The 21370-nt window shown below is 68.3% G+C and carries 24 protein-coding genes; 18 read left to right on the top strand and 6 right to left on the bottom strand.

Annotated elements, in window-relative coordinates:
- Positions 1 to 4: 4 nt before the first annotated feature.
- Together J0A91_RS17490 and J0A91_RS17485 are read right to left on the bottom strand one after the other, a co-directional pair.
- Positions 5 to 1114 carry an NADH:flavin oxidoreductase/NADH oxidase gene (locus J0A91_RS17490; protein ID WP_069207446.1) on the bottom strand — a complete coding sequence of 370 codons (1110 nt, stop codon included), beginning with the start codon at positions 1112 to 1114 and terminating at the stop codon, positions 5 to 7.
- Positions 1115 to 1174: 60 nt separating this feature from the next.
- Positions 1175 to 1477, bottom strand: a complete 303-nt coding sequence (locus J0A91_RS17485) for a UBP-type zinc finger domain-containing protein (protein WP_069205964.1) — start codon at positions 1475 to 1477, stop codon at positions 1175 to 1177.
- A 62-nt stretch (positions 1478 to 1539) separates the two neighbouring features.
- On the opposite strand from J0A91_RS17485, the gene J0A91_RS17480 reads away from it, so the two are divergent.
- The 8 genes from J0A91_RS17480 to J0A91_RS17445 all read left to right on the top strand — a co-directional run bounded on the left by J0A91_RS17480 (position 1540) and on the right by J0A91_RS17445 (position 8700).
- A complete protein-coding gene (locus J0A91_RS17480) occupies positions 1540 to 2196 on the top strand; it encodes an FABP family protein (RefSeq protein WP_069207445.1) in 657 nt (218 codons plus the stop codon).
- Positions 2193 to 2783 carry an NADPH-dependent FMN reductase gene (locus J0A91_RS17475; protein ID WP_069205963.1) on the top strand — a complete coding sequence of 197 codons (591 nt, stop codon included), beginning with the start codon at positions 2193 to 2195 and terminating at the stop codon, positions 2781 to 2783. Before J0A91_RS17480 ends, J0A91_RS17475 begins: the two co-directional genes overlap by 4 nt.
- Before the next feature lie 50 nt (positions 2784 to 2833).
- Positions 2834 to 3319 carry a GAF domain-containing protein gene (locus tag J0A91_RS17470; RefSeq protein ID WP_069205962.1) on the top strand — a complete coding sequence of 162 codons (486 nt, stop codon included), beginning with the start codon at positions 2834 to 2836 and terminating at the stop codon, positions 3317 to 3319.
- 119 nt (positions 3320 to 3438) lie between these two features.
- Positions 3439 to 4443: an RcnB family protein gene (locus tag J0A91_RS17465; RefSeq protein WP_069205961.1), complete on the top strand. Its 1005-nt coding sequence runs from the start codon at positions 3439 to 3441 to the stop codon at positions 4441 to 4443.
- A gap of 232 nt (positions 4444 to 4675) precedes the next feature.
- Positions 4676 to 5407, top strand: a complete 732-nt coding sequence (gene recO, locus J0A91_RS17460) for a DNA repair protein RecO (protein ID WP_069205960.1) — start codon at positions 4676 to 4678, stop codon at positions 5405 to 5407.
- Between the two features lie 77 nt (positions 5408 to 5484).
- Positions 5485 to 6537 (top strand): 3-isopropylmalate dehydrogenase, encoded by a 1053-nt coding sequence (leuB, locus tag J0A91_RS17455; protein ID WP_069205959.1) that lies wholly within the window; start codon positions 5485 to 5487, stop codon positions 6535 to 6537.
- Positions 6534 to 7637, top strand: coding sequence for a glycosyltransferase family 2 protein (locus J0A91_RS17450; RefSeq protein WP_069205958.1), 1104 nt, complete (start codon positions 6534 to 6536; stop codon positions 7635 to 7637). The genes leuB and J0A91_RS17450 overlap by 4 nt, the downstream gene beginning before the upstream one ends.
- Before the next feature lie 100 nt (positions 7638 to 7737).
- Positions 7738 to 8700, top strand: a complete 963-nt coding sequence (locus J0A91_RS17445) for a 2-hydroxyacid dehydrogenase (RefSeq protein WP_240502058.1) — start codon at positions 7738 to 7740, stop codon at positions 8698 to 8700.
- Between the two features lie 99 nt (positions 8701 to 8799).
- On the opposite strand, the gene J0A91_RS17440 is transcribed toward J0A91_RS17445, so the two are convergent.
- The gene (locus J0A91_RS17440) at positions 8800 to 10095 is read right to left on the bottom strand and encodes a phospholipid carrier-dependent glycosyltransferase (RefSeq protein ID WP_069205957.1); all 1296 of its coding nucleotides are present in this window, start codon (positions 10093 to 10095) and stop codon (positions 8800 to 8802) included.
- A 187-nt stretch (positions 10096 to 10282) separates the two neighbouring features.
- On the opposite strand from J0A91_RS17440, the gene J0A91_RS17435 reads away from it, so the two are divergent.
- The 5 genes from J0A91_RS17435 to J0A91_RS17415 all read left to right on the top strand — a co-directional run bounded on the left by J0A91_RS17435 (position 10283) and on the right by J0A91_RS17415 (position 13621).
- The gene (locus J0A91_RS17435; RefSeq protein WP_069205956.1) at positions 10283 to 11491 is read left to right on the top strand and encodes a trans-sulfuration enzyme family protein; all 1209 of its coding nucleotides are present in this window, start codon (positions 10283 to 10285) and stop codon (positions 11489 to 11491) included.
- Positions 11492 to 11502: 11 nt separating this feature from the next.
- A complete protein-coding gene (gene apaG, locus J0A91_RS17430; RefSeq protein ID WP_069207443.1) occupies positions 11503 to 11901 on the top strand; it encodes a Co2+/Mg2+ efflux protein ApaG in 399 nt (132 codons plus the stop codon).
- Between the two features lie 147 nt (positions 11902 to 12048).
- A complete protein-coding gene (locus J0A91_RS17425; protein ID WP_069205955.1) occupies positions 12049 to 12840 on the top strand; it encodes a LysR family transcriptional regulator in 792 nt (263 codons plus the stop codon).
- Positions 12837 to 13364 carry a GNAT family N-acetyltransferase gene (locus tag J0A91_RS17420; RefSeq protein ID WP_069205954.1) on the top strand — a complete coding sequence of 176 codons (528 nt, stop codon included), beginning with the start codon at positions 12837 to 12839 and terminating at the stop codon, positions 13362 to 13364. Before J0A91_RS17425 ends, J0A91_RS17420 begins: the two co-directional genes overlap by 4 nt.
- Positions 13361 to 13621, top strand: coding sequence for a hypothetical protein (locus tag J0A91_RS17415; RefSeq protein WP_069207442.1), 261 nt, complete (start codon positions 13361 to 13363; stop codon positions 13619 to 13621). The genes J0A91_RS17420 and J0A91_RS17415 overlap by 4 nt, the downstream gene beginning before the upstream one ends.
- 195 nt (positions 13622 to 13816) lie before the next feature.
- On the opposite strand, the gene tyrS is transcribed toward J0A91_RS17415, so the two are convergent.
- From tyrS to J0A91_RS17400, 3 genes are read right to left on the bottom strand one after another with little or no spacing between them, the layout of a single operon-like run.
- Positions 13817 to 15046, bottom strand: a complete 1230-nt coding sequence (gene tyrS / locus J0A91_RS17410) for a tyrosine--tRNA ligase (RefSeq protein ID WP_069205953.1) — start codon at positions 15044 to 15046, stop codon at positions 13817 to 13819.
- Positions 15047 to 15059: 13 nt separating this feature from the next.
- A complete protein-coding gene (locus J0A91_RS17405) occupies positions 15060 to 16568 on the bottom strand; it encodes a class I adenylate-forming enzyme family protein (RefSeq protein ID WP_069205952.1) in 1509 nt (502 codons plus the stop codon).
- Between the two features lie 4 nt (positions 16569 to 16572).
- Positions 16573 to 17412 (bottom strand): HpcH/HpaI aldolase/citrate lyase family protein, encoded by an 840-nt coding sequence (locus J0A91_RS17400; protein ID WP_069205951.1) that lies wholly within the window; start codon positions 17410 to 17412, stop codon positions 16573 to 16575.
- 75 nt (positions 17413 to 17487) lie between these two features.
- Between J0A91_RS17400 and J0A91_RS17395 the strand changes: the two genes are divergently transcribed.
- The 5 genes from J0A91_RS17395 to J0A91_RS17375 all read left to right on the top strand — a co-directional run bounded on the left by J0A91_RS17395 (position 17488) and on the right by J0A91_RS17375 (position 21326).
- Positions 17488 to 17856, top strand: coding sequence for a ribonuclease HI (locus J0A91_RS17395; RefSeq protein WP_069205950.1), 369 nt, complete (start codon positions 17488 to 17490; stop codon positions 17854 to 17856).
- Between the two features lie 35 nt (positions 17857 to 17891).
- Positions 17892 to 18467: a glutathione S-transferase gene (locus J0A91_RS17390; RefSeq protein ID WP_069207441.1), complete on the top strand. Its 576-nt coding sequence runs from the start codon at positions 17892 to 17894 to the stop codon at positions 18465 to 18467.
- A gap of 152 nt (positions 18468 to 18619) precedes the next feature.
- On the top strand, positions 18620 to 19072 hold the full coding sequence (locus tag J0A91_RS17385) for a MarR family winged helix-turn-helix transcriptional regulator (RefSeq protein ID WP_069205949.1): 453 nt from the start codon (positions 18620 to 18622) through the stop codon (positions 19070 to 19072).
- Positions 19069 to 21114 (top strand): FUSC family protein, encoded by a 2046-nt coding sequence (locus J0A91_RS17380; protein ID WP_069205948.1) that lies wholly within the window; start codon positions 19069 to 19071, stop codon positions 21112 to 21114. Before J0A91_RS17385 ends, J0A91_RS17380 begins: the two co-directional genes overlap by 4 nt.
- Positions 21111 to 21326 carry a DUF1656 domain-containing protein gene (locus J0A91_RS17375; RefSeq protein WP_069205947.1) on the top strand — a complete coding sequence of 72 codons (216 nt, stop codon included), beginning with the start codon at positions 21111 to 21113 and terminating at the stop codon, positions 21324 to 21326. Before J0A91_RS17380 ends, J0A91_RS17375 begins: the two co-directional genes overlap by 4 nt.
- Positions 21327 to 21370 lie beyond the last annotated feature (44 nt).

Below are 21370 nucleotides of genomic sequence, written 5' to 3'. Positions count from 1 at the left end.
GCCCTCAGTCCCGCCCCTTCAACAAATCGCGATACTGGCGCGGTTGCGAGCGCAGATACTGGTTCGGCGCGGTCACCGTCGCGCCGAGTGCCGCTGCGGCGTGCCACGGCCAGCGCGGATCGTAGAGGATGCCGCGGGCGAGCGCGATCAGGTCGGCGTCGCCGGTGGCGACGATCGCTTCGGCCTGCTCGGGTTCGGTGATGAGGCCGACCGCGACGACCGGGATCGCCACCGCCTGTTTGACCGCGCGGGCGAGCGGCACCTGATAGTTGGGGCCGACCGGGATCGCCTGGCGCGGATCGAGGCCGCCGCTCGACACGTGAATCGCGGCGCAGCCGTGCGCTTCGAGCGCCTGCGCGAAGGCGATGGTCTGCTCGGCATCCCAGCCGCCCGCCACCCAGTCGCTGCCCGAGACTCGCATCGTCACCGGCTTGTGCGCGGGGAAGGCGTCCCGCACCGCATCGAACACTTCGAGCGGGAAGCGCAGCCGGTTTTCGAGGCTGCCGCCATACTCGTCCTCGCGCTGGTTGGAGAGCGGCGAGAGGAACTGGTGGAGCAGGTAGCCGTGCGCGCCGTGGAGCTGGATCGCGTCGATGCCGATCCGCGCCGCGCGCTTCGCCGCCGCCGCGAACGCATCGCGCAGGCGCTTGAGATCGGCGTGGTCGAGCGCGAGCGGCGGGGTGTCGCTGGCCGCGAAGGGCAAAGGCGAGGGGGCATAGGTCTGCCAGCCGTTCTCGGTGCCGGGCGGGATCTGCTTGCCGCCGAGCCACGGCAGCTCGGTCGAGGCTTTGCGCCCGGCGTGCGAGAGTTGCAGCGCGATCGGCATGTCCGAGTGGCGGCGAACGCTTTCCAGAGTTCGCGCCATCGCCGCCTCGGTCGCTTCGCCCCAGAGGCCGACGTCGCCGTAGGAGATGCGCCCCTCCGGCACCACCGCCGTCGCCTCGATCGTCAGCAGCGCCGCGCCCGATAACGCGAGCTGGCCGAGATGGATGACGTGCCAGTCGTTCATGCAGCCACCGACCGCCGAATATTGGCACATCGGCGCGATGACGATGCGGTTTTCGAGCGTGAGCCCGCCGAGGGTGAAGGGTTCGAAAAGTTTGGGGCCGCTCATCATTGCCTCATTCGTCGGAGGGACGTTGCCGTTTGGGAATGGCCGCTGCGGGCAAGGCGCTCAATAATATCTCGGTATAGGTCCAAGTTGCGGCGTCTGGTCGGGCAGGTCGATCTCGATCTCGTCGACATAGCACCAGCCCCAGCCTTCGGGCGGATCATAGCCCTCGATGATCGGGTGATGAGTCGCGTGGTAGTGCGCGGTGGCGTGGCGGTTGGGCGACTGGTCGCAACAGCCGACGTGTCCGCAGGCGCGACACAGCCGCAGATGGACCCACCAGTCACCGGTCTTGAGGCATTCCTCGCAGCCTTTGGCGCTGGGCGTTACGTCGGTGATCGTGGCGCTGTGCTGGCAACTGGTCATGCTGGCCTCCGTTCGATATTGCACTGCGATACCCAAACGTCTCAAGCGCAGAAAGGGTGGCGATGCCGATTTTCCCCGAAGATGTCTTCACCGAGCCGACCGACGTCGATCCCGATACGCTCGCCAATCTCGGTCCCTTGCGGCGGCTCGCGGGCGGGTGGCAGGCGCGCAAGGGCGTCGATCTGAACCCCAAGGCGGATGGCCCCGAGCGGCGCGCGTTCATCGAGACGATCCAGTTCGACCCGATCGACCCGCAGGCGAACGGCCCGCAACTGCTCTACGGCCTGCGCTATCACATCCACATCACCACCGAGGAAGAGGATATCACCTTCCACGATCAGGTCGGCTATTGGTTGTGGGAGCCGAAGACCGGTGTGGTGATGCAGACGCTCGCGATTCCGCGCGGGCAGGTCGCGCTCGCGGGCGGGCAGGCGAGACCCGATGACGACCGGATCGTCGTCAAGGCCGAGCGCGGCCAGACCGAATATGGCATCTGCTCGACCGCGTTCCTCGAATATGCGTTCCGCACCGACAGCTACCAGATCGAAGTGGTGTTCAACCCTGACGGCACGTGGAGCTACACCACCGACACGATGTTGACGGTCCACGGTCAGGACGCGCCATTCGCGCACCGCGACCAGAACACGCTCTCGCGGATCAGCGATCCCAAGCCCAATCCGTGGAAAGCGATCCTCGACGCGAGGGCCGCCAAGACATGAGCGACCGCGTCCTGATCTTCTACGGATCGTATCGGGCCGATCGGCAGGGCATCAAGCTGGCGCGCTTCCTGGTCGATGGCTTCGCGGCGCGCGGGGCCGATGTCGAGCTGATCGACGCCAAGGCGATCGACCTGCCGATGCTCGACCGGATGTACAAGGAGTATCCGCCCGGCACCGCGCCAGCCAAGCTGGAAGCGCTGGCGGGCAAGATCCGCGCGGCGGACGCGTTCGTGTTCGTCACCGGCGAATATAATTGGGGCGTCCAGCCGGGCCTCAAGAACCTGACTGATCATTTCCTGGAGGAATGGTTCTGGCGGCCGGCCGCGATCGCCAGCTATTCGGCGGGGCGGCTTGCCGGTGTGCGTGCGGGGACGGCGTGGCACGGCACCCTTTCGGAAATGGGGATGGTGGTGATCTCCAGCACGCTCGCCGTCGGCGGCATCGGCGGGGCGTTCGATGCCGAGGGTGTACCGACAGGTGAGGGCGGTTCCGCCGCCGCGCGCGCCTTCCCGCGCTTCGCCGACGATCTGGCGTGGTGGACCGAGGCGGCACGCGCACAGCGCGCGCGGCGCGATCCGCCATATTGATGCCAGCGGCATCACCCCCGACATAAGCCGCCCCGACCCGGAGCCTCAGCATGTACGCCTTTGATATCGACGCCGCCTCGAAGACCGACCTGTACCGCGATCTCGCCGCCGCGCTCGACGCGCTGACCGCCGACGAAAGCGATCCGATCGCCAACATGGCGAACATGGCGGCGCTGCTCTGGGAATATCTGCCCGATCTCAACTGGGCGGGCTTCTACCGGCTGGTCGATGGCGAGCTCGTGCTCGGGCCGTTCCAGGGCAAGGTCGCGTGCATCCGCATTCCGCTCGGCAAGGGCGTGTGCGGAACGGCGGCGGCGACGCTGGAGACGCAATTGGTCGAGGATGTCCACGCCTTCCCCGGCCATATCGCCTGCGATGCGGCGAGCCGGTCCGAGCTGGTCGTGCCGATCGTGTATCAGGGGCAGTTGCTTGGCGTGCTCGATCTCGACAGTCCGCTCCCGGCGCGTTTCGACGCGGGCGACGCGGCGGGATGTTCCGCTCTGGCACGGATCATCGCGCCGCGCCTCGTCGGCTGATCCGTTTCGGCACACAATTTCCAACCCGTCGCTGGCGGACACGACGCCGATTTGGTAGCCACGCCGTTCAGTCGAAACGGTGCGCGGGGTCTGTGGCGCCGAACGGGAGTGTTTTGACGATGCGAAACCAGACGATCGCCACTTTGGCGCTGATCGGTGCCGCCCTTGCCGCGCCGGTGAGCGCGCAACGCGCCGGCATGGCGCCGCACGGCGGCTTCCAGGGCGCGATGCCGGGACGGCCTGCGCCATCGATGCCGGCGCCGGCCGCGCCGCAGCAGCCGCACTGGAACGGTGGCGGCGGCCAGCAGGGTTGGAGCGGTGGCGGCCGCCCGGGCTGGAACGGTAACGGCGGACCCGGCGGCAACGGCGGTCAGCATTGGAACGGCGGCGGCCAGCAAGGCTGGAATGGCGGTGGTCGTCCGGGCTGGAACGGCAATGGTGGCCGGCATTGGAACGGCAATGGCGGCGGTGTTCGTCCCGGCGGCTGGAACGGTCGCCCCGGTGGCGGTTCGCACTGGGGCGGGCGGATCAACGGCCGCTGGTCGGGCGGCTGGAACGCGCCCGGCGGGTGGAATGCCTATCGTCGCCCGTCGCGCGGCTGGCGACTGCCGAGCTACTGGTTCACGCCGAACTTCTACATCAGCGACTATGGCCTCTATGGCCTCGCACCGCCGCCCTACGGCTATAGCTGGACCCGCTACTACGACGACGCGGTGCTGGTCGATGGTTCGGGCCGCGTGCGCGACTATGTCGGCGGGCTCGACTGGGACCAGTATGACAGCGGCTACGATTCGGGCGGCTATGACGACGGCTATCAGGGCGACGGCGGCTATGGCGCGTCCTATCCCGCGCCGCCGGCCGGACCGGACTATGGTGCGCCCGGCTATGTTTCGGGCGGCAGCGGCGTGACGACCTATTCGATCGGCGGCGGCTATTCGGCGAATGGCTATTATTATCCGCCCGCGACGACGACCACCGTCACCATCCAGCAGGCGCCTTCGGTGACGACCACCACCACCGAATATGTCGAGACGGTGAAGACGCGCTACGTCGCGCGCAAGGCGTGGAAGCCCAAACGCAAGTGGCACCCCAAGCCGCGGATCAATTGCCTCTGCGGTAGCTGAAGTCGGCCGCTTTGATATAGACAGGTCTCCCGCGAAAGCGGGGATCCAGAGCAGCGAACGCTGACGCTTATGGCTCTGGACTCCCGCTTTCGCGGGAGAACGGTTTCTGTATCGGCGAGAGTCGTGGAACGAGTCCGGGGTGACGAAGTGTTCCTGGCGATCTGCCTACCTTTGCAAAGTCTCACGAGGTGTCGGCATTCCGCCCGGCGGCGGATTGGCTTAACGTGCCGCGATGCAGTTCCGCGCCGAAGCCATCGTCCTCGCCGTTCGCCAGCATGGCGAGCACGGCGCGATCGTGCGCGCGCTGACCGCCGAACACGGTCTCCAGCCCGGCTATGTGCGCGGCGGCCGCTCGCGGCGGCTGCGGCCGATCCTGCAACCCGCGAACCGCGTGCTCGGCGAATGGCGCGCGCGCACGCCCGATCAACTCGCCCAGCTTTCGGTCGAACTGGTCGAGAGCCGCGCGGCCTCGCATGCCGAGCCGCTTCCCGCTGCCGCGCTCGAATGGGTGACGGCGCTGACCGCAAGCGCATTGCCCGAGGCACAGCCATATCCGCGTATTTATGCCGCGCTGACGGGGGTGATCGGCGCGATTGCGGCGGCGCCGGCCGCGCGCGATTGGGCACTGGCGCTGGCGCGGTACGAACTGCTGTTGCTGGCGGAGCTCGGCTTCGGTCTCGATCTCGGCGTGTGCGTCGCGACCGGCGCGAGCGGCGATCTCGCCTTCGTCAGCCCCAGGAGCGGCGGCGCCGTCAGCCGGGGCGCGGCGTTCGGCTATGAGGACAAGCTCTTTGCGCTTCCGCCCGCGTTGCTCACCGGCGGCGAGGCCGACTGGCCCGATATCCTCGCCGCGTTGCGGATCACGGGGCACTTTCTCGCGCGCGATATCCTCGCCGGGCAAGTCGCCGGCCCCGCCGATGCGCGCACGCGGCTGGTCGAGCGGCTGAAAAGGGCGGTTGCGTGACTCGCGCGGCGGCGGCAAAGGCGGCTGCGCTCCGGTCTTGACGGAGCATTGACTGGCTCGATCCGAACGGGGGCGATGTGACGACGATTGCGATTTTGGCCGGCGACGGCATCGGCCCCGAAGTGACCGTACAGGCGCGCCGCGTGCTCGAAGCGCTCGATCTCGATCTGACGTTCGAGGAAGCGCCGGTCGGCGGCGCCGCCTATTTCGCGGCAGGACATCCGCTGCCGCCCGAGACGCTCGACGTCGCCAAGCGCGCGGACGCGATTTTGTTCGGTGCGGTGGGCGATCCGCGCTGCGATGCACTCGAACGCAAGTTCCGGCCTGAACAGGCGATCCTCGGCTTGCGCGCCGCGCTCGGGCTGTTCGTCAACCTTCGGCCGGCCACGCTGTACCCGGGGCTGGAAGACGCATCCGCGCTTCGCCCGGAGGTCGCGCGCGAGATCGACATGGTGATCCTGCGCGAACTCAACGGCGACGTGTATTTCGGCGAGAAGGGCTATCGCACCGCCGCCAACGGCACGCGCGAAGGCTATGACGTGATGTCGTACAACGAAGCCGAAGTGCGCCGCATCGCCATCGTCGGCTTCGAGATGGCCAAGCGCCGCAAGAACAAGCTCTGCTCGGTCGACAAGGCCAACGTGCTCGAGACCTCGCAATTGTGGCGCGACGTGGTGATCGAGCTGTCCGCCGACTATCCCGAAGTCGCGCTGACGCACATGTATGTCGATAACGCCGCGATGCAGCTCGTGCGCAATCCCGGTCAGTTCGACGTGATCCTGACCGGCAACCTGTTCGGCGACATCCTCTCCGATCAGGCGAGCATGTGCACGGGTTCGATCGGCATGTTGCCTTCGGCATCGCTGAGCGCGTGGAGCGGTGCGAATGGCCTGTACGAGCCGATCCACGGTTCCGCGCCCGACATCGCCGGCCAGGGCAAGGCCAATCCGTGCGCGGCGATCCTGTCGGCGGCGATGCTGCTGCGCCATTCGCTCGAACAGCCCGAAGCGGCGGCGCGGATCGAGGCGGCGGTGTCGGCGGCGCTGGTCGCGGGCGCGCGCACGCCCGATCTCGGCGGCACCATGACCACCAGCGAGATGGGCGACGCGGTGCTGGCCGCGCTGGTGTGAGCCAATCGCTCGACGTTGCGATCGTCATCCCGACCTTCAATGAGGTCCGCAACGTGCCGGTGCTGGTCGCGCGGCTCGATGCGGCGCTCGCGGGCCGGGCCTGGGAAGCGATCTTCGTCGATGACGACAGCCCCGACGGCACCGCCGACGCCGCACGCGAGATCGCGCGGCGCGACAGCCGCGTTCGCGTGATCCAGCGGATCGGGCGGCGTGGGCTTTCCTCGGCGTGTATCGAGGGGATGTGCGCGACGGCGGCGCCGCTGGTGGCGGTGATCGACGGCGATCTCCAGCACGACGAGACGATCCTGCCGGCGATGGCCGACGCGCTTCACGCCGACGCGAGCCTCGACGTGGTGATCGGATCGCGCTTCGTGAGCGGCGGCGGCACCGGCGACTGGGACCGTGACCGCGTTGCGAAATCCGCTTTCGCGACAAAGCTTTCGCGGCGGGTGCTCAAAGCCGATCTCACCGATCCGATGAGCGGATTCTTCATGATCCGCACGCAGATCGTGCGCAATCTCGCCCCGCATCTCGCCGCGATCGGCTTCAAGATCCTGCTCGATATCATGACCGGTGCGCCGCACCCGCTCAAGTTCGTCGAACTGCCCTATACGTTCCGAGTCCGCAGCGAGGGCGAGAGCAAGCTCGATCACGTCGTCGCGATGGAGTTCCTCATCGCGCTCTACGACCGGATGTTCGGGCGGATCGTGCCGGTGCGCTTTGCGATGTTCTCCGCGATCGGTGCGCTCGGGGTGGGGGTGCATATGGCTGTGCTCACGCCGATCCTGCTGGTGTGGGGCGATCGCGCCTTCCTGCTCGGCCAGGTGATCGCGGCGGTGGTCGCGATGACGGTGAACTTTTTCCTCAACAACGCGCTCACCTATCGCGACCGGCGCCTCACGGGCTGGCGGCAGTTGCTCGATGGCTGGGTGTCGTTCTGCGTCGTGTGTAGCGTCGGGCTGGTCGCCAATGTCGGCGTCGCCGGCTTCCTGCACGAAGCGCGCGACGGCACCTGGGCGACGGCGGCGCTGGTCGGCGTGTTGATCGGCGCGGTTTGGAATTATGCTCTGTCTTCGCGGTTTACGTGGGGACGTTACTAACAATCCTCTCAACCGTTCGTGCCCAGCGAAGTCGAGGCACTTGCGCATGTCCCTCGACCTCGCTCGGGACGAACGGAGAGGATGGATCGGGAGAACGACCGTGAAGCCTGAAATCCTGATCGGCGCGCCGATGCCGCCCTCTGTCATCGCCGCGCTTGAGGCGGTGTTCACCGTCCACAGGCTCTGGGAGATCGAGGACAAGCAGGGGTTCTTCGCCGATGCCGGCAAGCGTGTGCGCGGGATGGCCGCGAGTACCCTAGCTGGCCGTATCGACGGCGCGCAGATGGACCGGTTGCCGGCGCTGGAGATCATTTCGAGCTTCGGTGTCGGCTACGACACTATCGATGCGGCGGCTGCGGCCGAGCGCGGCATCGTCGTCACCAACACGCCGGGCGTTCTCGATGACGAGGTGGCGGATCTGACGATCGGGCTGCTGCTCGCGACGCTGCGCCAGCTTCCGCAAGCTGACCGCTTCGTGCGCGAGGGGCGATGGCCGCAGGGGCCGTTCCCGCTCTCACCGACGTTGCGCGGGCGGCGGATCGGCATTCTCGGGCTGGGCGCGATCGGCAAGGCGATCGCGCACCGGCTGGAGGCGTTCGGGGTCGAGATCGCCTATCACACCAGATCGCCGAAAGATGGCGTAAGCTACGCATATCACGACACTCTGATCGGGCTGGCGGCGGCGAGCGACGTGCTGATCGCGATCGTGCCGGGCGGTGCAAGCACACGCCATATCGTCGATGCCGAGGTGCTGGCGGCGCTTGGTGCGGATGGTGTGTTCATCAACGTCGCGCGGGGCAGTGTCGTCGATCAGCCCGCGCTGATCGCCGCGTTACAAGCCGGTACGATCCTCGCTGCCGGCCTCGATGTCTACGAGGACGAGCCGAACGTGCCCGAGGCGCTGATCGCGCTGCCCAACGTCGTGCTGTTGCCGCATCTCGGCTCCGCATCGGTGCATACGCGCGCGGCGATGGGGCAACGCGTCGTGGACAATCTCAAAGCCTGGTTCGCGGACGGCCAGCCGCTGACGCCGGTTGCGGAGACGCGGCATCTGGTGAGCTAGCCGCCCCGCCGTTCGTGCTGAGCTTGTCGAAGCACGTGCCCCAAACGCTCCGCTTTTGGCACGTCCTTCGACTTCGCTCTGGACGAACGGGGACGGGGGTCAAGGCCAGCTCGGAAACCACATCCAGCGGTGGAAGCTCTGCGGCCCGGCCAGCGGCGCGGCGGACAGGATCGGGTAGAAGAAGGCGAACAGCCCGAGCGCGGCCAGCAACGCGGCTTCGTCCCACCGCGCGAAGCGGCCCTTGCAGAAGCGCTGCAAGGCGGCCGCGATCGCGACCGGCAGGAAGACGCTCGGCAGATAGTAATAATAGAAAAAGCCGAGCGATTTTGGGATGATGATCCACGGCAGATACGCGCCCGCCCACAGCGCCGCCGCCGCCAGCAACCGTAGCGACCGCTCGCGCCAGCCGACGTAGATGCAGGCGCCCACCGCGACGAGGCCGCCCCACAACACCGCCGGATTGCCGATCATCAGCACACCGCGCGTCGCGCCGTCGACATATTCGTAGAGATACCAGATCGGCCGGATCATCAGCGGCCAGCTCCACCATTGCGACTGGTAGGGATGGCTCGGCAGCACCTCGGTCTGCTGCGCGTACATATTGCCCTGGAACCACAACAACCGGTCGAGGCTGAGCGGCAGGTCGTGATAGTAGAGCGCGGGCGCAAAGGTCGCGAAATAGACCGTTGCCGAGACGATCCCGAGCGTCATCAGCGCCGGGACCGCCGCCAGCCCCGGCCAGTGCCGGTGCCCGCGCGCGTTGAGCGCCCACCACACCGAGCGGCCGGCACGGCGCGCGTCGACCAGCCGGATCGTGAGGAACGCAGCGCCCGCGTAGGCGACGAACGGCACCGCCGTCCATTTCGCCCCGACCGCGAGGCCGAGCAGCACGCTCCCCGCCAGCCAGCGCGGCCACGCCGCAGCGGCGGAGCGCGCCCGCATCGACCACAGCACCGTCCCGGTCCCCAGCACGACGAACATCGCCATGAAGCCGTCGAGCATCGCGATCCGCGCCTCGATGAAGATCGTGAAGTTGAGCAAGGCGAACGCCGCACCCAAAGCCGCCGTGCGCGTGCGGCCGAACATCAGCCACAGCATCCAGAACACGCCCAGCACCGTCGCCGTGCCCGCCAGCGTGGAGAAAGCGCGCCAGCCGAGCGGGTTGTCGCCGAACAGCGCGATGCCGGCGGCGATGATCTCCTTGCCGACCAACGGATGCTCGGTGTTGGCGGGTGCGGCCAGCGTCAGCAGCTTGCGCGCGGCGGGTACGTAATGGACCTCGTCGAACATCACCGCATGCGGGATCGTCAGCCGGTAGCTGAACAGCGCTTGGGCCGTGACGCCGATCAGCGCGGCGACTCGGCCCGGATGGGACAGGAAGGCTCGCGTGTTCATGCTTGCCGTTCCCCCGCGAAAGCGGGGGTCCAGAGCCAAGCAGCGCTACGTTCGTGGCTCTGGACCCCCGCTTTCGCGGGGGAACGGGATTCATCGGTCGCTGGCATCGCGCGGCTATTCCCGCTTCCACCCCCGGTTTCAAGCGGACCATTGACGGGGAGGGACCGCGAGCGGCAAAGCGTGCGCCATGAAACGCCGTACCGGACAAGACCAGAGCATCACCCGCCAATGGCGCCCCGCGACTCAGGCCGTGCGCGGCGGCACCGCGCGCAGCGAATTCGGCGAAACCTCCGAGGCGATCTTCCTCACCTCGGGCTACAGCTATGATTGCGCGGGCGACGCCGCCGCGCGCTTCGCGGGCGAACAGGTCGGCATGACCTATTCGCGACTCCAGAACCCGACCGTGGAGATGCTGGAAAGCCGCATCGCCTTGCTCGAAGGCGCCGAGGCGTGCCGGACGATGACGACCGGCATGGCGGCGATGACCGCCGTTCTGCTCTGCCAGTTGCAGCAGGGCGATCACCTCGTCGGCGGGCGCGCCGCTTTCGGATCGTGCCGCTGGCTGACCGATACGTTGCTCCCGAAGTTCGGCATCGAGACCACCGTCGTCGATGCGCGCGATCCGCAGCAATGGATCGATGCGGCGCGGCCCAACACCAAGGTGTTCTTCTTCGAAACGCCCGCCAACCCGACGATGGACGTGGTCGATCTGAAGGCGGTGTGCGCCATCGCGCGAGACCGCGGTATCACCACGGTGGTCGATAACGCCTTCGCTACGCCCGCCTTGCAGCGACCGATGGAATGGGGCGCAGACGTTACCGCCTATTCCGCGACCAAGATGATGGACGGGCAGGGCCGGGTGCTCGCCGGGGCGGTGTGCGGCACCAGCCAGTTCATCAACGACGTGCTGCTGCCGTTCACGCGCAACACCGGGCCGACGCTCAGCGCGTTCAACGCCTGGGTGGTGCTGAAGGGACTGGAGACGCTCGACCTGCGCATCCGGCGGCAGAGCGAGAACAGCATGAAAGTCGGCGCGTTCCTGGAAGCGCGCGTGCCGCGCATCCTCCATCCCGGCCTCGCCAGCCATCCGCAGCACACCCTCGCGATGGCGCAGATGGACGCGTGCGGGCCGATCTTCGCGTTCGAGGTCGATGGCGGCCGCAAGCAGGCGCATGGGCTGCTCGACGCGCTCGCGCTGGTCGACATCTCCAACAATATCGGCGATTCGCGTTCGCTGATGACGCACCCCGCATCCACCACGCATTACGGCGTCGCCGAGGACAAGCGGATCGAGATGGGCGTGACCGAAAACCTGCTCCGCCTCAACGTCGGCCTCGAAGATCCGCAGGACGTGATCGAGGATCTCGACCAGGCGCTGACGAAGGTCGGGCTATGATCGGCGACGCGATGAAGTCGCTGTTCCCGCACGTCGCCGAGACGCGCGGCGTGGTGGTGCGCGTGTCGGTCAGCTATTTGCCCGAACAGTCCGAGCCCGCGCGCGGGCGCTGGTTCTGGGCCTATCATATCCGCATCGAGAATGAGGGCGACCAGACCATCCAGTTGCTGACCCGCCACTGGGTCATCACCGATGGACGCGGCGCGCGCCATACGGTTGAGGGCGAGGGCGTGATCGGCGAACAGCCGCTGATCGCGCCCGGCGCGAGCTACGATTACGTCTCGGGCTGCCCGCTCGCCACGCCGACCGGGGGGATGCAGGGGACGTACCACATGATCGGCGCCGACGGCGAAGGGTTCGACGTGGAGATCCCCAAATTCGCGCTGCTCGCGCCGGCGGTGGGGGCGTGAGACTTCCCTCCCGCAAGCGGGAGGGAAGCGACCTTCTCCCCTCCCGCTTGCGGGAGGGGCTGGGGGAGGGCATGTGCGCCCGATGATGCGTACTTTCGGACAGGCCCTCCCCCGACCCCTCCCGCAAGCGGGAGGGGAGAAGACGGCATGAAACGCACCCACCTCCCCTTGAACGGCCTGCGCGTGCTCGATGCCGCCGCGCGGCATCTATCGTTCACCCGCGCCGCCGACGAATTGGCGGTGACGCCGGCAGCGGTCGGCCAGCAGATCCGCGCGCTCGAGGATACGCTCGGCGTCGTGCTGTTCCGCCGCACCACGCGCGGGCTGGAATTGACGCCCGAAGGCGAGGCCGGTCTCGAGGCGCTGCGCACCGGCTTCCTCCAGTTCGAGGAGGCCGTCCGCGCGATGCAGGCCGGGCAAACCTCCAAGTCGCTCACCATCGCCGCGCCGCGTGACTTCACCGAAAAATGGCTGATGCCGCGCCTCGCCGAGATCGCGCGTGCGGACCCCGAACTGCGCTTCGCGATCGTATCGGCGGATGAGACGATCGACTTCACCGAGGCCAATCTCGATCTCGCGATCCGCTGGGGCGACGGCCCCGGCGAGCATGAGGGTGAAGCGCTCGAATCCGAAGGCATGGTCACGGTCGAGCGGCCGGGTGGCGGCGTCGATACCCGGATTTCCTGGCCGGGATGCCTGAACGATGAGGCGGTGTCGCTGGTCCGCGTCGGCGATGCCGGCCTGGCAATCGACGCGGCCGCCGAGGGGCTGGGTCGCGCGACCGTGCCCGAATTGCTCGCCGCGGCCGACATCGCCGCCGGGCGTGTGGTGGTCGCGAGCGGCCCCAAGCCGTTCGCCAAGGGCTATTGGCTGATCGCGCCCTTGCCGCAGTGGCGGCAGAAGAAGGTGCGTGCGCTGGTCGAAGCGCTGGTCGCATGACCGATATCTTCGCGAGCGAGCGGCTCGTGATGCGGCCGCAGCGAGTCGAGGATGCCGAGGCGCTGCATCTCGCCTATCGCGACGTCGAGCTGATGCGCTTCTGGTCGAATGGTCCGCATGCCAGCGTCGCGGAGACGCGCGACTATCTTACCGCGCGGAGCGGCCCATCGCCGTGGCGTGGCTGGGTCATGACTCTCGCGGACGACGATACCGCGATCGGCACGCTTGCAGCGGGCGAGAAGCGGCCCGGCGTAGTCGAGATCGGCTATCTGCTGGCGCGCGCACATTGGGGGCGGGGTTATGCCCGCGAGGGCGTATCGCGCCTGCTCGACCTGCTGTTCCGCGAAGAGGGGGCGCGGCGCGTGTTCGCCGATACCGACCCTGAGAATGACGCGTCGAACCGGCTGCTGCGATCGCTCGGCTTCACGCTTGAAGGTTTGCTGCGCGCCGACTGGGAAACGCATATCGGCGTGCGTGACACCCATCTCTGGGGCCTGCTCGCAAGCGAATGGCCAACGAAATGACACCGCCCGACCTCTCCGATCCCGCCCAGCGCGCGGCTTATGCCCGCGAGCTGCGCGCGGTCGCCCGGCCCGTGCGGCTGATGGGTGTCGCGCTGGCGGTCGCGGGCGCGCTGCTCGCCGCGCTCCAGCGCACGCGCTACCCGGCGATTCCGACGGTCCTCCCGCTGGTGCTGCTCTCGCTCGGCGCGTTGCACATGCTCGCCGCCGTGGCGGTACGGCTGAAGTACCACCAGCGGCGTATGAAGGGCGACCGTTAGAGGCGGATGACATCACCTTCCCCCGTTCGTGCTGAGTAGGGATCGAGTAGGCGCTTGCACCGTATCGAGAGCCCGTATCGAAGCACAGTTGACGCGCGGGGCCTGTCCTTCGATACGCTACCTCGATACGCCCTTCGGGCTACTCGGCAGCTACTCAGGACGAGCGGGGTTACTTAGCGTCATCGCGGTGTAGTTTTACGCCGCAGCGACGAGCAGCCCGTGGTGCTTCTTGCCGGCGGCGATTCGCACCGGATCGGCGCCGACCGTCACGATCAGCGCCTCGTCGCTCACCTTGTCGTCACCGACGCGCGCGCCGCCGCCCTTGATGAGCCGCTTCGCCTCGCCCTTCGATGCGACGAGGCCGAGCCCGACCAGCGCATCGAGGATGCCGATACTGCCATCCACCGCCAAAGTCGGCAGCGAATCGCCGGCAGCGCCTTCCTCGAAGGTACGGCGCGCGGTCTCGGCGGCTTCGGCGGCGGCGGCTTCGCCACGGCACAGCGCGGTGGCCGCATCGGCGAGGATCTTCTTGGCGTCGTTAATGCCGGCGCCTTCGAGCGCTTCCAGCCGCGCGATTTCGTCGAGCGGCAGATCGGTGAACAGCCGCAGGAAGCGCCCGACGTCACGGTCGTCGGTGTTGCGCCAGAACTGCCAGTAATCATAGGCCGAGAGCTGCTCTTCGTTGAGCCACACCGCGCCCGACATGGTCTTGCCCATCTTGCCGCCGTCGGCCGTGGTGATGAGCGGCGTGGTGAGGCCGTACACGGTTTCGCCGGCGACGCGCCGGGTCAGCTCGATGCCGTTGACGATATTGCCCCATTGGTCCGATCCGCCCATTTGCAGGCGGCAGCCGGCGCGGCGCGTCAGCTCCAGGAAATCGTAGCCCTGGAGAATCATGTAGTTGAATTCGAGGAAGCTCAGCGATTGCTCGCGATCGAGCCGCAGCTTGACCGAATCGAAGCTCAGCATCCGGTTGACCGAGAAATGCTGGCCGATCTCGCGCAGGAACGGGATGTATTCGAGCTTGTCGAGCCAGTCGGCATTGTCGACCATCACGGCATCGGTCGGGCCATCGCCGAACGTGAGGAAGCGTTCGAACACGCGCTTGATCGAGGCGACGTTGGCGGCGATCGTGTCGTCGGTCAGCAGCTTGCGCGCCTCGTCCTTGAACGAGGGATCGCCGATCTTGCCGGTGCCGCCGCCCATCAGCACGATCGGCTTGTGGCCGGCTTGCTGGAGCCGGCGCAGCATCATGATCTGGACGAGGCTGCCGACGTGGAGCGACGGCGCGGTCGGATCGAAGCCGATATAGCCGGGCACGATCTGCTTAGCCGCGAGCGCATCGAGGCCGTGCGCGTCGGTAAGCTGGTGGATGTAGCCGCGGCTGGAGAGCAGGCGGAGCAGGTCGGAGCTGTAGTCTGTCATGATGCCGCGCCGCTTACAGGCTTGGAGGCGTCCTGAGTAGGGGGGACGCGCGCACGGTGCGGCGGAGCAGCTTGCCGAGATCATTGTACGGCAGCGCGTCGAGCACCGCGATCCGCTCCGGCACGTGCGAGGAGCGTAGCCGCGCCTTGACGAGCGCCTGCATCTCGGCCGGGTCGGGCGCGGCATGGCCGGGCCGCAGCACCAGCGCCGCGCCGACGCTCTCGCCCCATTCGGTGGAGGGCAGGCCGACCGCGCACGCCTCGGCGACGGCGGGGTGGGTGAGCAGCACCGCCTCGATCTCGCCGGGCGAGATGTTCTCGCCGCCACGCACGATCACGTCGTCGGCGCGGCCGGCGAGAAACAGATAGCCATCGGCATCGCGCCAGCCGAGGTCGCGCGTGGCGAACCAGCCGCCGGAGTCGCGCGCGTCGCGGTCGCGATACTCGCCCGAAACCTGCGTGCCGCGCGCATACACCTCGCCGCGCGCGCCGGCGGGAAGGGGGATGCCGGAAGCATCGCGAATCTCGATTTCGATGCCGGGGAGCGGTCGCCCTGCGGATCGCAGCCGGGCGCGCATGGCCGGATCGCGACTGGCGAGCGCGGCGCGATGATCGTCGGGCGTGAGCGAGGCGATCGTCGCGCAGGTTTCGGTGAGGCCGTACGCGTTGGTGAAGCGCACGTCCGGGAAGCGCGTTAGCGCGCGTTCGAGCAGCGCTGGCGGCATCGGCCCGGCGCCGTAGGAGATCGCCGCCAGCGACGCGGGGCGTTCCTGCCCGGCGTCCTCCAGAAGGTCGAGAATGCGCGCGAGCATCGTCGGCACGACGAACGCATAGGTCGGCGCCTCGGCAACGGCCAGCCGCAGCCATGCCGCCGGTTCGAACGCGGGCAACAGCACAAGCCGGCGGCGCGCCTGGATGGCAGTCAGCAAGGCGACGACGTTGGCGATATGATAGGGTGGCACGCTGACCAGCGAGCCTTCGTGCGCGCCCGCCGGCGCGGGCGTCGCGGTGGCGGCGACATAGGCGAGCAGGTGCGTGTGCCGCAGCAGCGCCGCCTTGGGCGCGCCGGTGGTGCCGCTGGTGAAGATCTGGACGGCGATGTCCTCGCGATTGCCGTCGATCGCGGCGGGCGCGGCCGCTTGCGCCGTCGCCACGAACGCAGCCGGACTGGACACGGTCGCTCCCGCCGCGGCGCCCAACCGCGTCGCCCGGTCGTCGCCGGCGATCAGCCACGCCGGCGCGATCCGGTCGAGCAGCGCGGCGACATCGGCGTCCGCGCGGCGGTAGTTGAGCGGCGCGAACGGCACCCCGGCGAGCGCGGCGCCGAACAGCGCGATCACGCCGGCTTCACCATTGCCATCCAGCAGCGCCACGTGTTGCGCGCGGCTCTCCCGGAACAGCGTCGCCGCACCCTGCGCCGCTGCCCACAGCGCGGCATAGCTCCAGCGCCGGCCTGCGCAGACCAGTGCGGTCCGATCGCCGTCCTCCTCGGCGGCGCGGCGCAGCATGTCGGCGATGGTCATGCGATCAGCCGCGTGCGATCGCGTCGGCCAGCGCGATCAGGCGATTGGCGTCGTCGACATGGAGTTGCTCGACCATCGCGCCGTTGATCCGGGCGACGCCGAGACCCTGCGCGCGCGCCTCTTCCCATGCCGCGACCATCGCGCGGGCGCGCGCTATCTCCTCCGGGGCAGGACCGAACACCCGGTTGGCGATGGCGATCGAATTGGGATGGACGAGCGATTTGCCGTCGAAGCCGAGGTCCGCGCCTTGCCGACATGCCGCCTCGAACCCGTCGAGATCGTCGAGATCGAGATGCACGCCGTCGATCACCGCCAGCCCATACGCGCGCGCGGCCAGCACCATCAGCGACAGCGCCGTGAGCAGGGGCGTGCGCGACGGTGTGTGCCGCGCGTGCAAATCCTTGGTGATATCGTTGGTGCCCGCGACGAACCCCGCCAGACGATCCGAAGATGCGGCGATCTCAGCCGCGCGCAGCACGCCGAGCGGCGTTTCGATCATGCACCAGATCGGATGCGGCATCCGCGCCGCCGCATCCGCCACGGTCGCAGGCGACTCGACCTTGGGCAGCAGCACGCCGTCGATCGGCAGTGCGCTCGCCAGCGCGAAATCCTCGGCGCAGTCCGGCCCGCTCACCCGCAGGATCAACTCGCGACGTCCATAGGCGCCCGAGCGCACCGCTTCGGCGATCCCGTCGCGGGCGCGCGCCTTGTTCTCCGGTGCGACCGCGTCCTCCAGATCGAACAGGATCGCGTCGCACGCGAGCGTTTTCGCCTTTTCGAGCGCGCGCGGCTTGTCACCGGGAACGTAGAGCATCGAGCGGCGCGGGCGGATCGGCTTGGTCATGCCAGCGTTCGTGGCGGCAGGCGGCGTGCTTGGCAAGCCGCTGGCTCTGGTGCGTGGCGGAGGATAGGACGCGGCGTGGCACGGATACGGATCTTTTTCGACGGCGGCTGTCGGCCCAATCCGGGTCGTCTTGAGATCGCGGTCGTCGCGCGCGGTGTGGTGACGATCGACCGTGATCTCGGCGAGGGATCGAGCATGGACGCGGAGTGGCACGCGTTGCTGCGCGCGGTGGCGGTGCTGCGGTCGCTCGGGTTGGACGAGGCGGTGCTGCTGGGCGATTCGGTGGCGGTGGTGAACCAGGCCGGGGCGGCGCTCGCCGGGCGCGCACGTCCGGGCCACGCGACCAGCTTCGTCGCGGCGGCGGCGGGGCTGAAATTGCGCGTGCGGCACGTGAAGCGCACGCAGAACCTCGCCGGCATCGCGCTCGCCGGGTTGCATCGGTGAGCATACTCTACAGCTTCCGGCGCTGCCCCTATGCGATGCGCGCACGGATGGCGCTGATCGTCGCGGGCGTGCGCTGCGAAATCCGCGAGGTGGTGTTGCGCGACAAGCCCGCCGACCTGATCGCCGTCTCGCCCAAGGCGACCGTGCCGGTGCTGGTGACCGACGACGGAGCGGTCATCGATCAGAGCCTCGACATCATGCGCTGGGCGCTCGCCCGTCACGACCCGGAGGGCTGGCTCGCGGGCGATGACGCCGCGCTGATCGCCACCAACGACGGCGCGTTCAAGCATCACCTCGACCGCTACAAATATCCCGACCGGCATGGCGGTGATCCGCGCGAACACCGCGCGGCCGCGCTGGCTCTGCTCGCGCCGCTCGAGGTGCGGCTCTCGGCGCATGCGGATCTGTGCCGCGACGGGCGTTCGCTGACCGACATCGCGATTTTCCCGTTCGTGCGCCAGTTCGCCGCCGTCGATCCCGACTGGTTCGCGGCGCAGCCGGTCGCGCGTGTGCGGACGTGGCTCGCGCGCCAGTGCGACTCGGCGCTGTTCGAACAGGCGATGGTGAAACACCCGCGCTGGCGGGCGGGAGATGTGCCGCCAGCGTCGTAACACATGGAAACCAAAACGGGTTTCCGGTATCTTCCGATACTCCGGCGGACGGTTACGATCGCGCCTTTCCGGGTCGCGCCGCGAACGCGATTCGGCGGAAGGCCGCGTCTCGACGCTTGTAAATTCGGCGGGGCGTAATAATTAGGAACCTAATGGTTGCGAACAGAACTTCCCTCGAAGCGCAGATCGCCGGGCGCCTGTTGCCCCTCGCGCGCATGTGGCGGAAGCTGGCGGACGAGGCGCTGGAGGGGCAGGGGCTGTCGGCGGCGACGGCATGGGTGCTTACCCATCTCGGGCGTATCGGCCCGGACGTGCGGCTCACCGATCTCGCCGAGGCGACCGAGATCGCCGCGCCCTCGCTGGTGCGCCTGCTCGATCAACTCGTCGAACAGGGCCTCGTCACGCGCACCCTCGACGACCATGACCGCCGCAGCAAGAAGCTTGCACTCACCGACCGCGCCCGCCCGATCGTCGCGGCAAGCGAACGCTCGCTCGCCGCGCTGCGCCGACGCATCCTCGGCGATATCGACGAGGACACGCTCGCCATCACCGCCGCCGTGCTGGACCGCATGAGCGCGGCCGCCATCGTCGCGAGCGCGAAATGAACGATCGCTACGGATTCGATATCGCGCTTTTCTCGCTCAAGAGCTTCATCGCGGCGATGCTTGCGTATTACATCGCGCTCAAGATCGGCCTCACGCGCCCCTATTGGGCGGTCAGCACGTCGTACATCGTCGCGCAGCCGCTTGCCGGGGCGGTCATCTCCAAGGCGGTGTTCCGGTTGATGGGCACGGTGCTGGGCGCGGCGGCGGCGGTGGTGCTGGTGCCCAATCTTGTCAACGCGCCCGAACTGCTGTCGCTCGCACTCGCGCTCTGGCTCGGGCTGTGCCTGTTCATCTCGTTGCAGGACAGGACGCCGCGCAGCTACGTGTTCCTGCTGGCGGGCTATACCGCCTCGATCATCGGCTTCCCGAGCGTCGCCGCGCCGGGGCAGATCTTTCAGACATCGGTGTTGCGCGTCGAGGAGATTTCGCTCGGCATCCTGTGCGGCAGCCTCGTTCATGCGCTCGTCTTCCCGCAGAGCGTGGCGGGGCGTCTGCTCGCGCGAGTCGACGCGATCGTCGCCGACGTCGAACGCTGGTCGCGCGACGCGCTCACCGGCGCGCCGAACGAGACGGTGCTGCGCGAACGCCGCCGGCTCGCGCTCGACGTCAACGAGCTTCACCAACTTTCCACACACCTGCCGTTCGATACCGCGCGCTTCCTGCCGCGGGTCCGCACCGTGCGCGCGTTGCAGGACCAGCTTTCGTTGCTTCTCCCGCTCGCCAGCGCGGTGGAGGATCGGATCGTCGAACTGGAGTCGCACGGCGGTGTGCCCGAGCGGCTCGCCGCGCTGATCGATCGCGCGTGCGGCTGGCTCGCCGTGCCTGCCAGTTCGTTCGTCGAGCGCGCAACGTTCGTCGAGGCGCTGGTCGCCGAAATCCGGGCGGAGGAGCCGCCGATGACGGCACCACTCGTCTGGCGTGACGCGCTGATCCTCAGCCTCGCGTCGCGGCTCGCCGATCTTGTCCAGTCGCACCGCGCGGTGCGCGACCTGCGCGACCAGATCCGCTCGCCGAGCCGCGCCGCGATCACGCCCGTCGTTCGCGACGCGCTCCGCAGCGCCTCGAAGCGGACGTTCCACCGGGACCGGCTTGTCGCGTTGCGCGCCGCGTTCGGCACGATCACGACGATGGTGCTTGGTTGCGCGTTCTGGATCTATTCGGGCTGGCCGGATGGCGCGGGCGCGGTGCTGATCGCCGGCGTGTGCTGCGCGCTGTTCGGCAACAGCGATAATCCCGCTCCGGCGATCCGCACGTTCCTGTGGGGTTCGATCATCGGCGTGGTGATCGCTGGGATCTATCTGTTCGCGATCCTGCCCGGCGTGACCGATTTCGTCACCCTTGCCGCCGTGCTCGCGCCGATGTTCCTGATGCTGGGGGCGTTCCTCGCGATCCCGAAATATACGTTGATCTCGCTCGGCGTAGTGCTCGGTCTTGCCAATCTGATCGGCCTCAACGCCAATTACGTGGGGGATTTCGTGAGCTTCGCCAATGGCGCGGTCGCGCAACTCGTCGGCACGGCCTTTGCCGTCGTCACGGTCGGGCTGTTCCAGACGGTCGGCGCCGAGCGAAGCAGCGCGCGGCTGATCCGCGCCGGCTGGCGGGATCTCGCGCGGCGCAGCCTGCTGCCCGGCGAACCCGACGAGATCGGCTGGGTCAGCAAGATGCTCGACCGGATCGGGCTGCTCGCGCCGCGCCTCGTCGCGCGCGGGCAAGATCCGGGGCGGCCGCTGTTCGACGTGCTGGTCGATCTTCGCGTCGGCATCTCGGTCGCCGGGTTGCGCCGTGTGAAGCTCGCCGCAGGCGATTTCGGGCGCGGCATCGTCGATTCGGTGCTGGCGCGGGTGAGCGAACATTACCGCGCCCGCTCGCTCGACCAGCCGGCGGTTCACGATCCAGACCTGCTCACCGCGATCGACGCCGCCATGACCGCCTTCGCCGCCGATCCTCAGCCCGACGAGCGGCGCGACGCGCTGCTCGCGCTCACCAGTTTGCGCCGCAACCTGTTCCCCGCCGCGCCCGGCTATGCGGAGGCGGCGGCATGACCGGCGAGGTAAGCCTGTTGGGCGTGTACGTGCCCGGCCTGCTGTTGCTCGTGGTGGCGGCGGCGGTGCTGGTGGCGTTGGTCTCGCGGCTGTTCGCGCTGACCGGCCTGTACCGCATCTTCGCCTATCGTCCTTTGGTCGATCTGGCGCTTTATATCCTCATCCTCGGCGGGCTGGTGCTCGCCTTCGCGCCCCCGGGAGTTGCGCTGTGAAACGTTGGACTCGGTATCTCGCCCCAGCCGGCCGCTTCACGGCG

Source organism: Sphingomonas panacis (assembly GCF_001717955.1).
Lineage (GTDB): Bacteria > Pseudomonadota > Alphaproteobacteria > Sphingomonadales > Sphingomonadaceae > Sphingomonas > Sphingomonas panacis.
The sequence above is the reverse complement of the archived record's forward strand: the minus strand, read 5'-3'. Positions and strand labels throughout refer to the sequence as shown.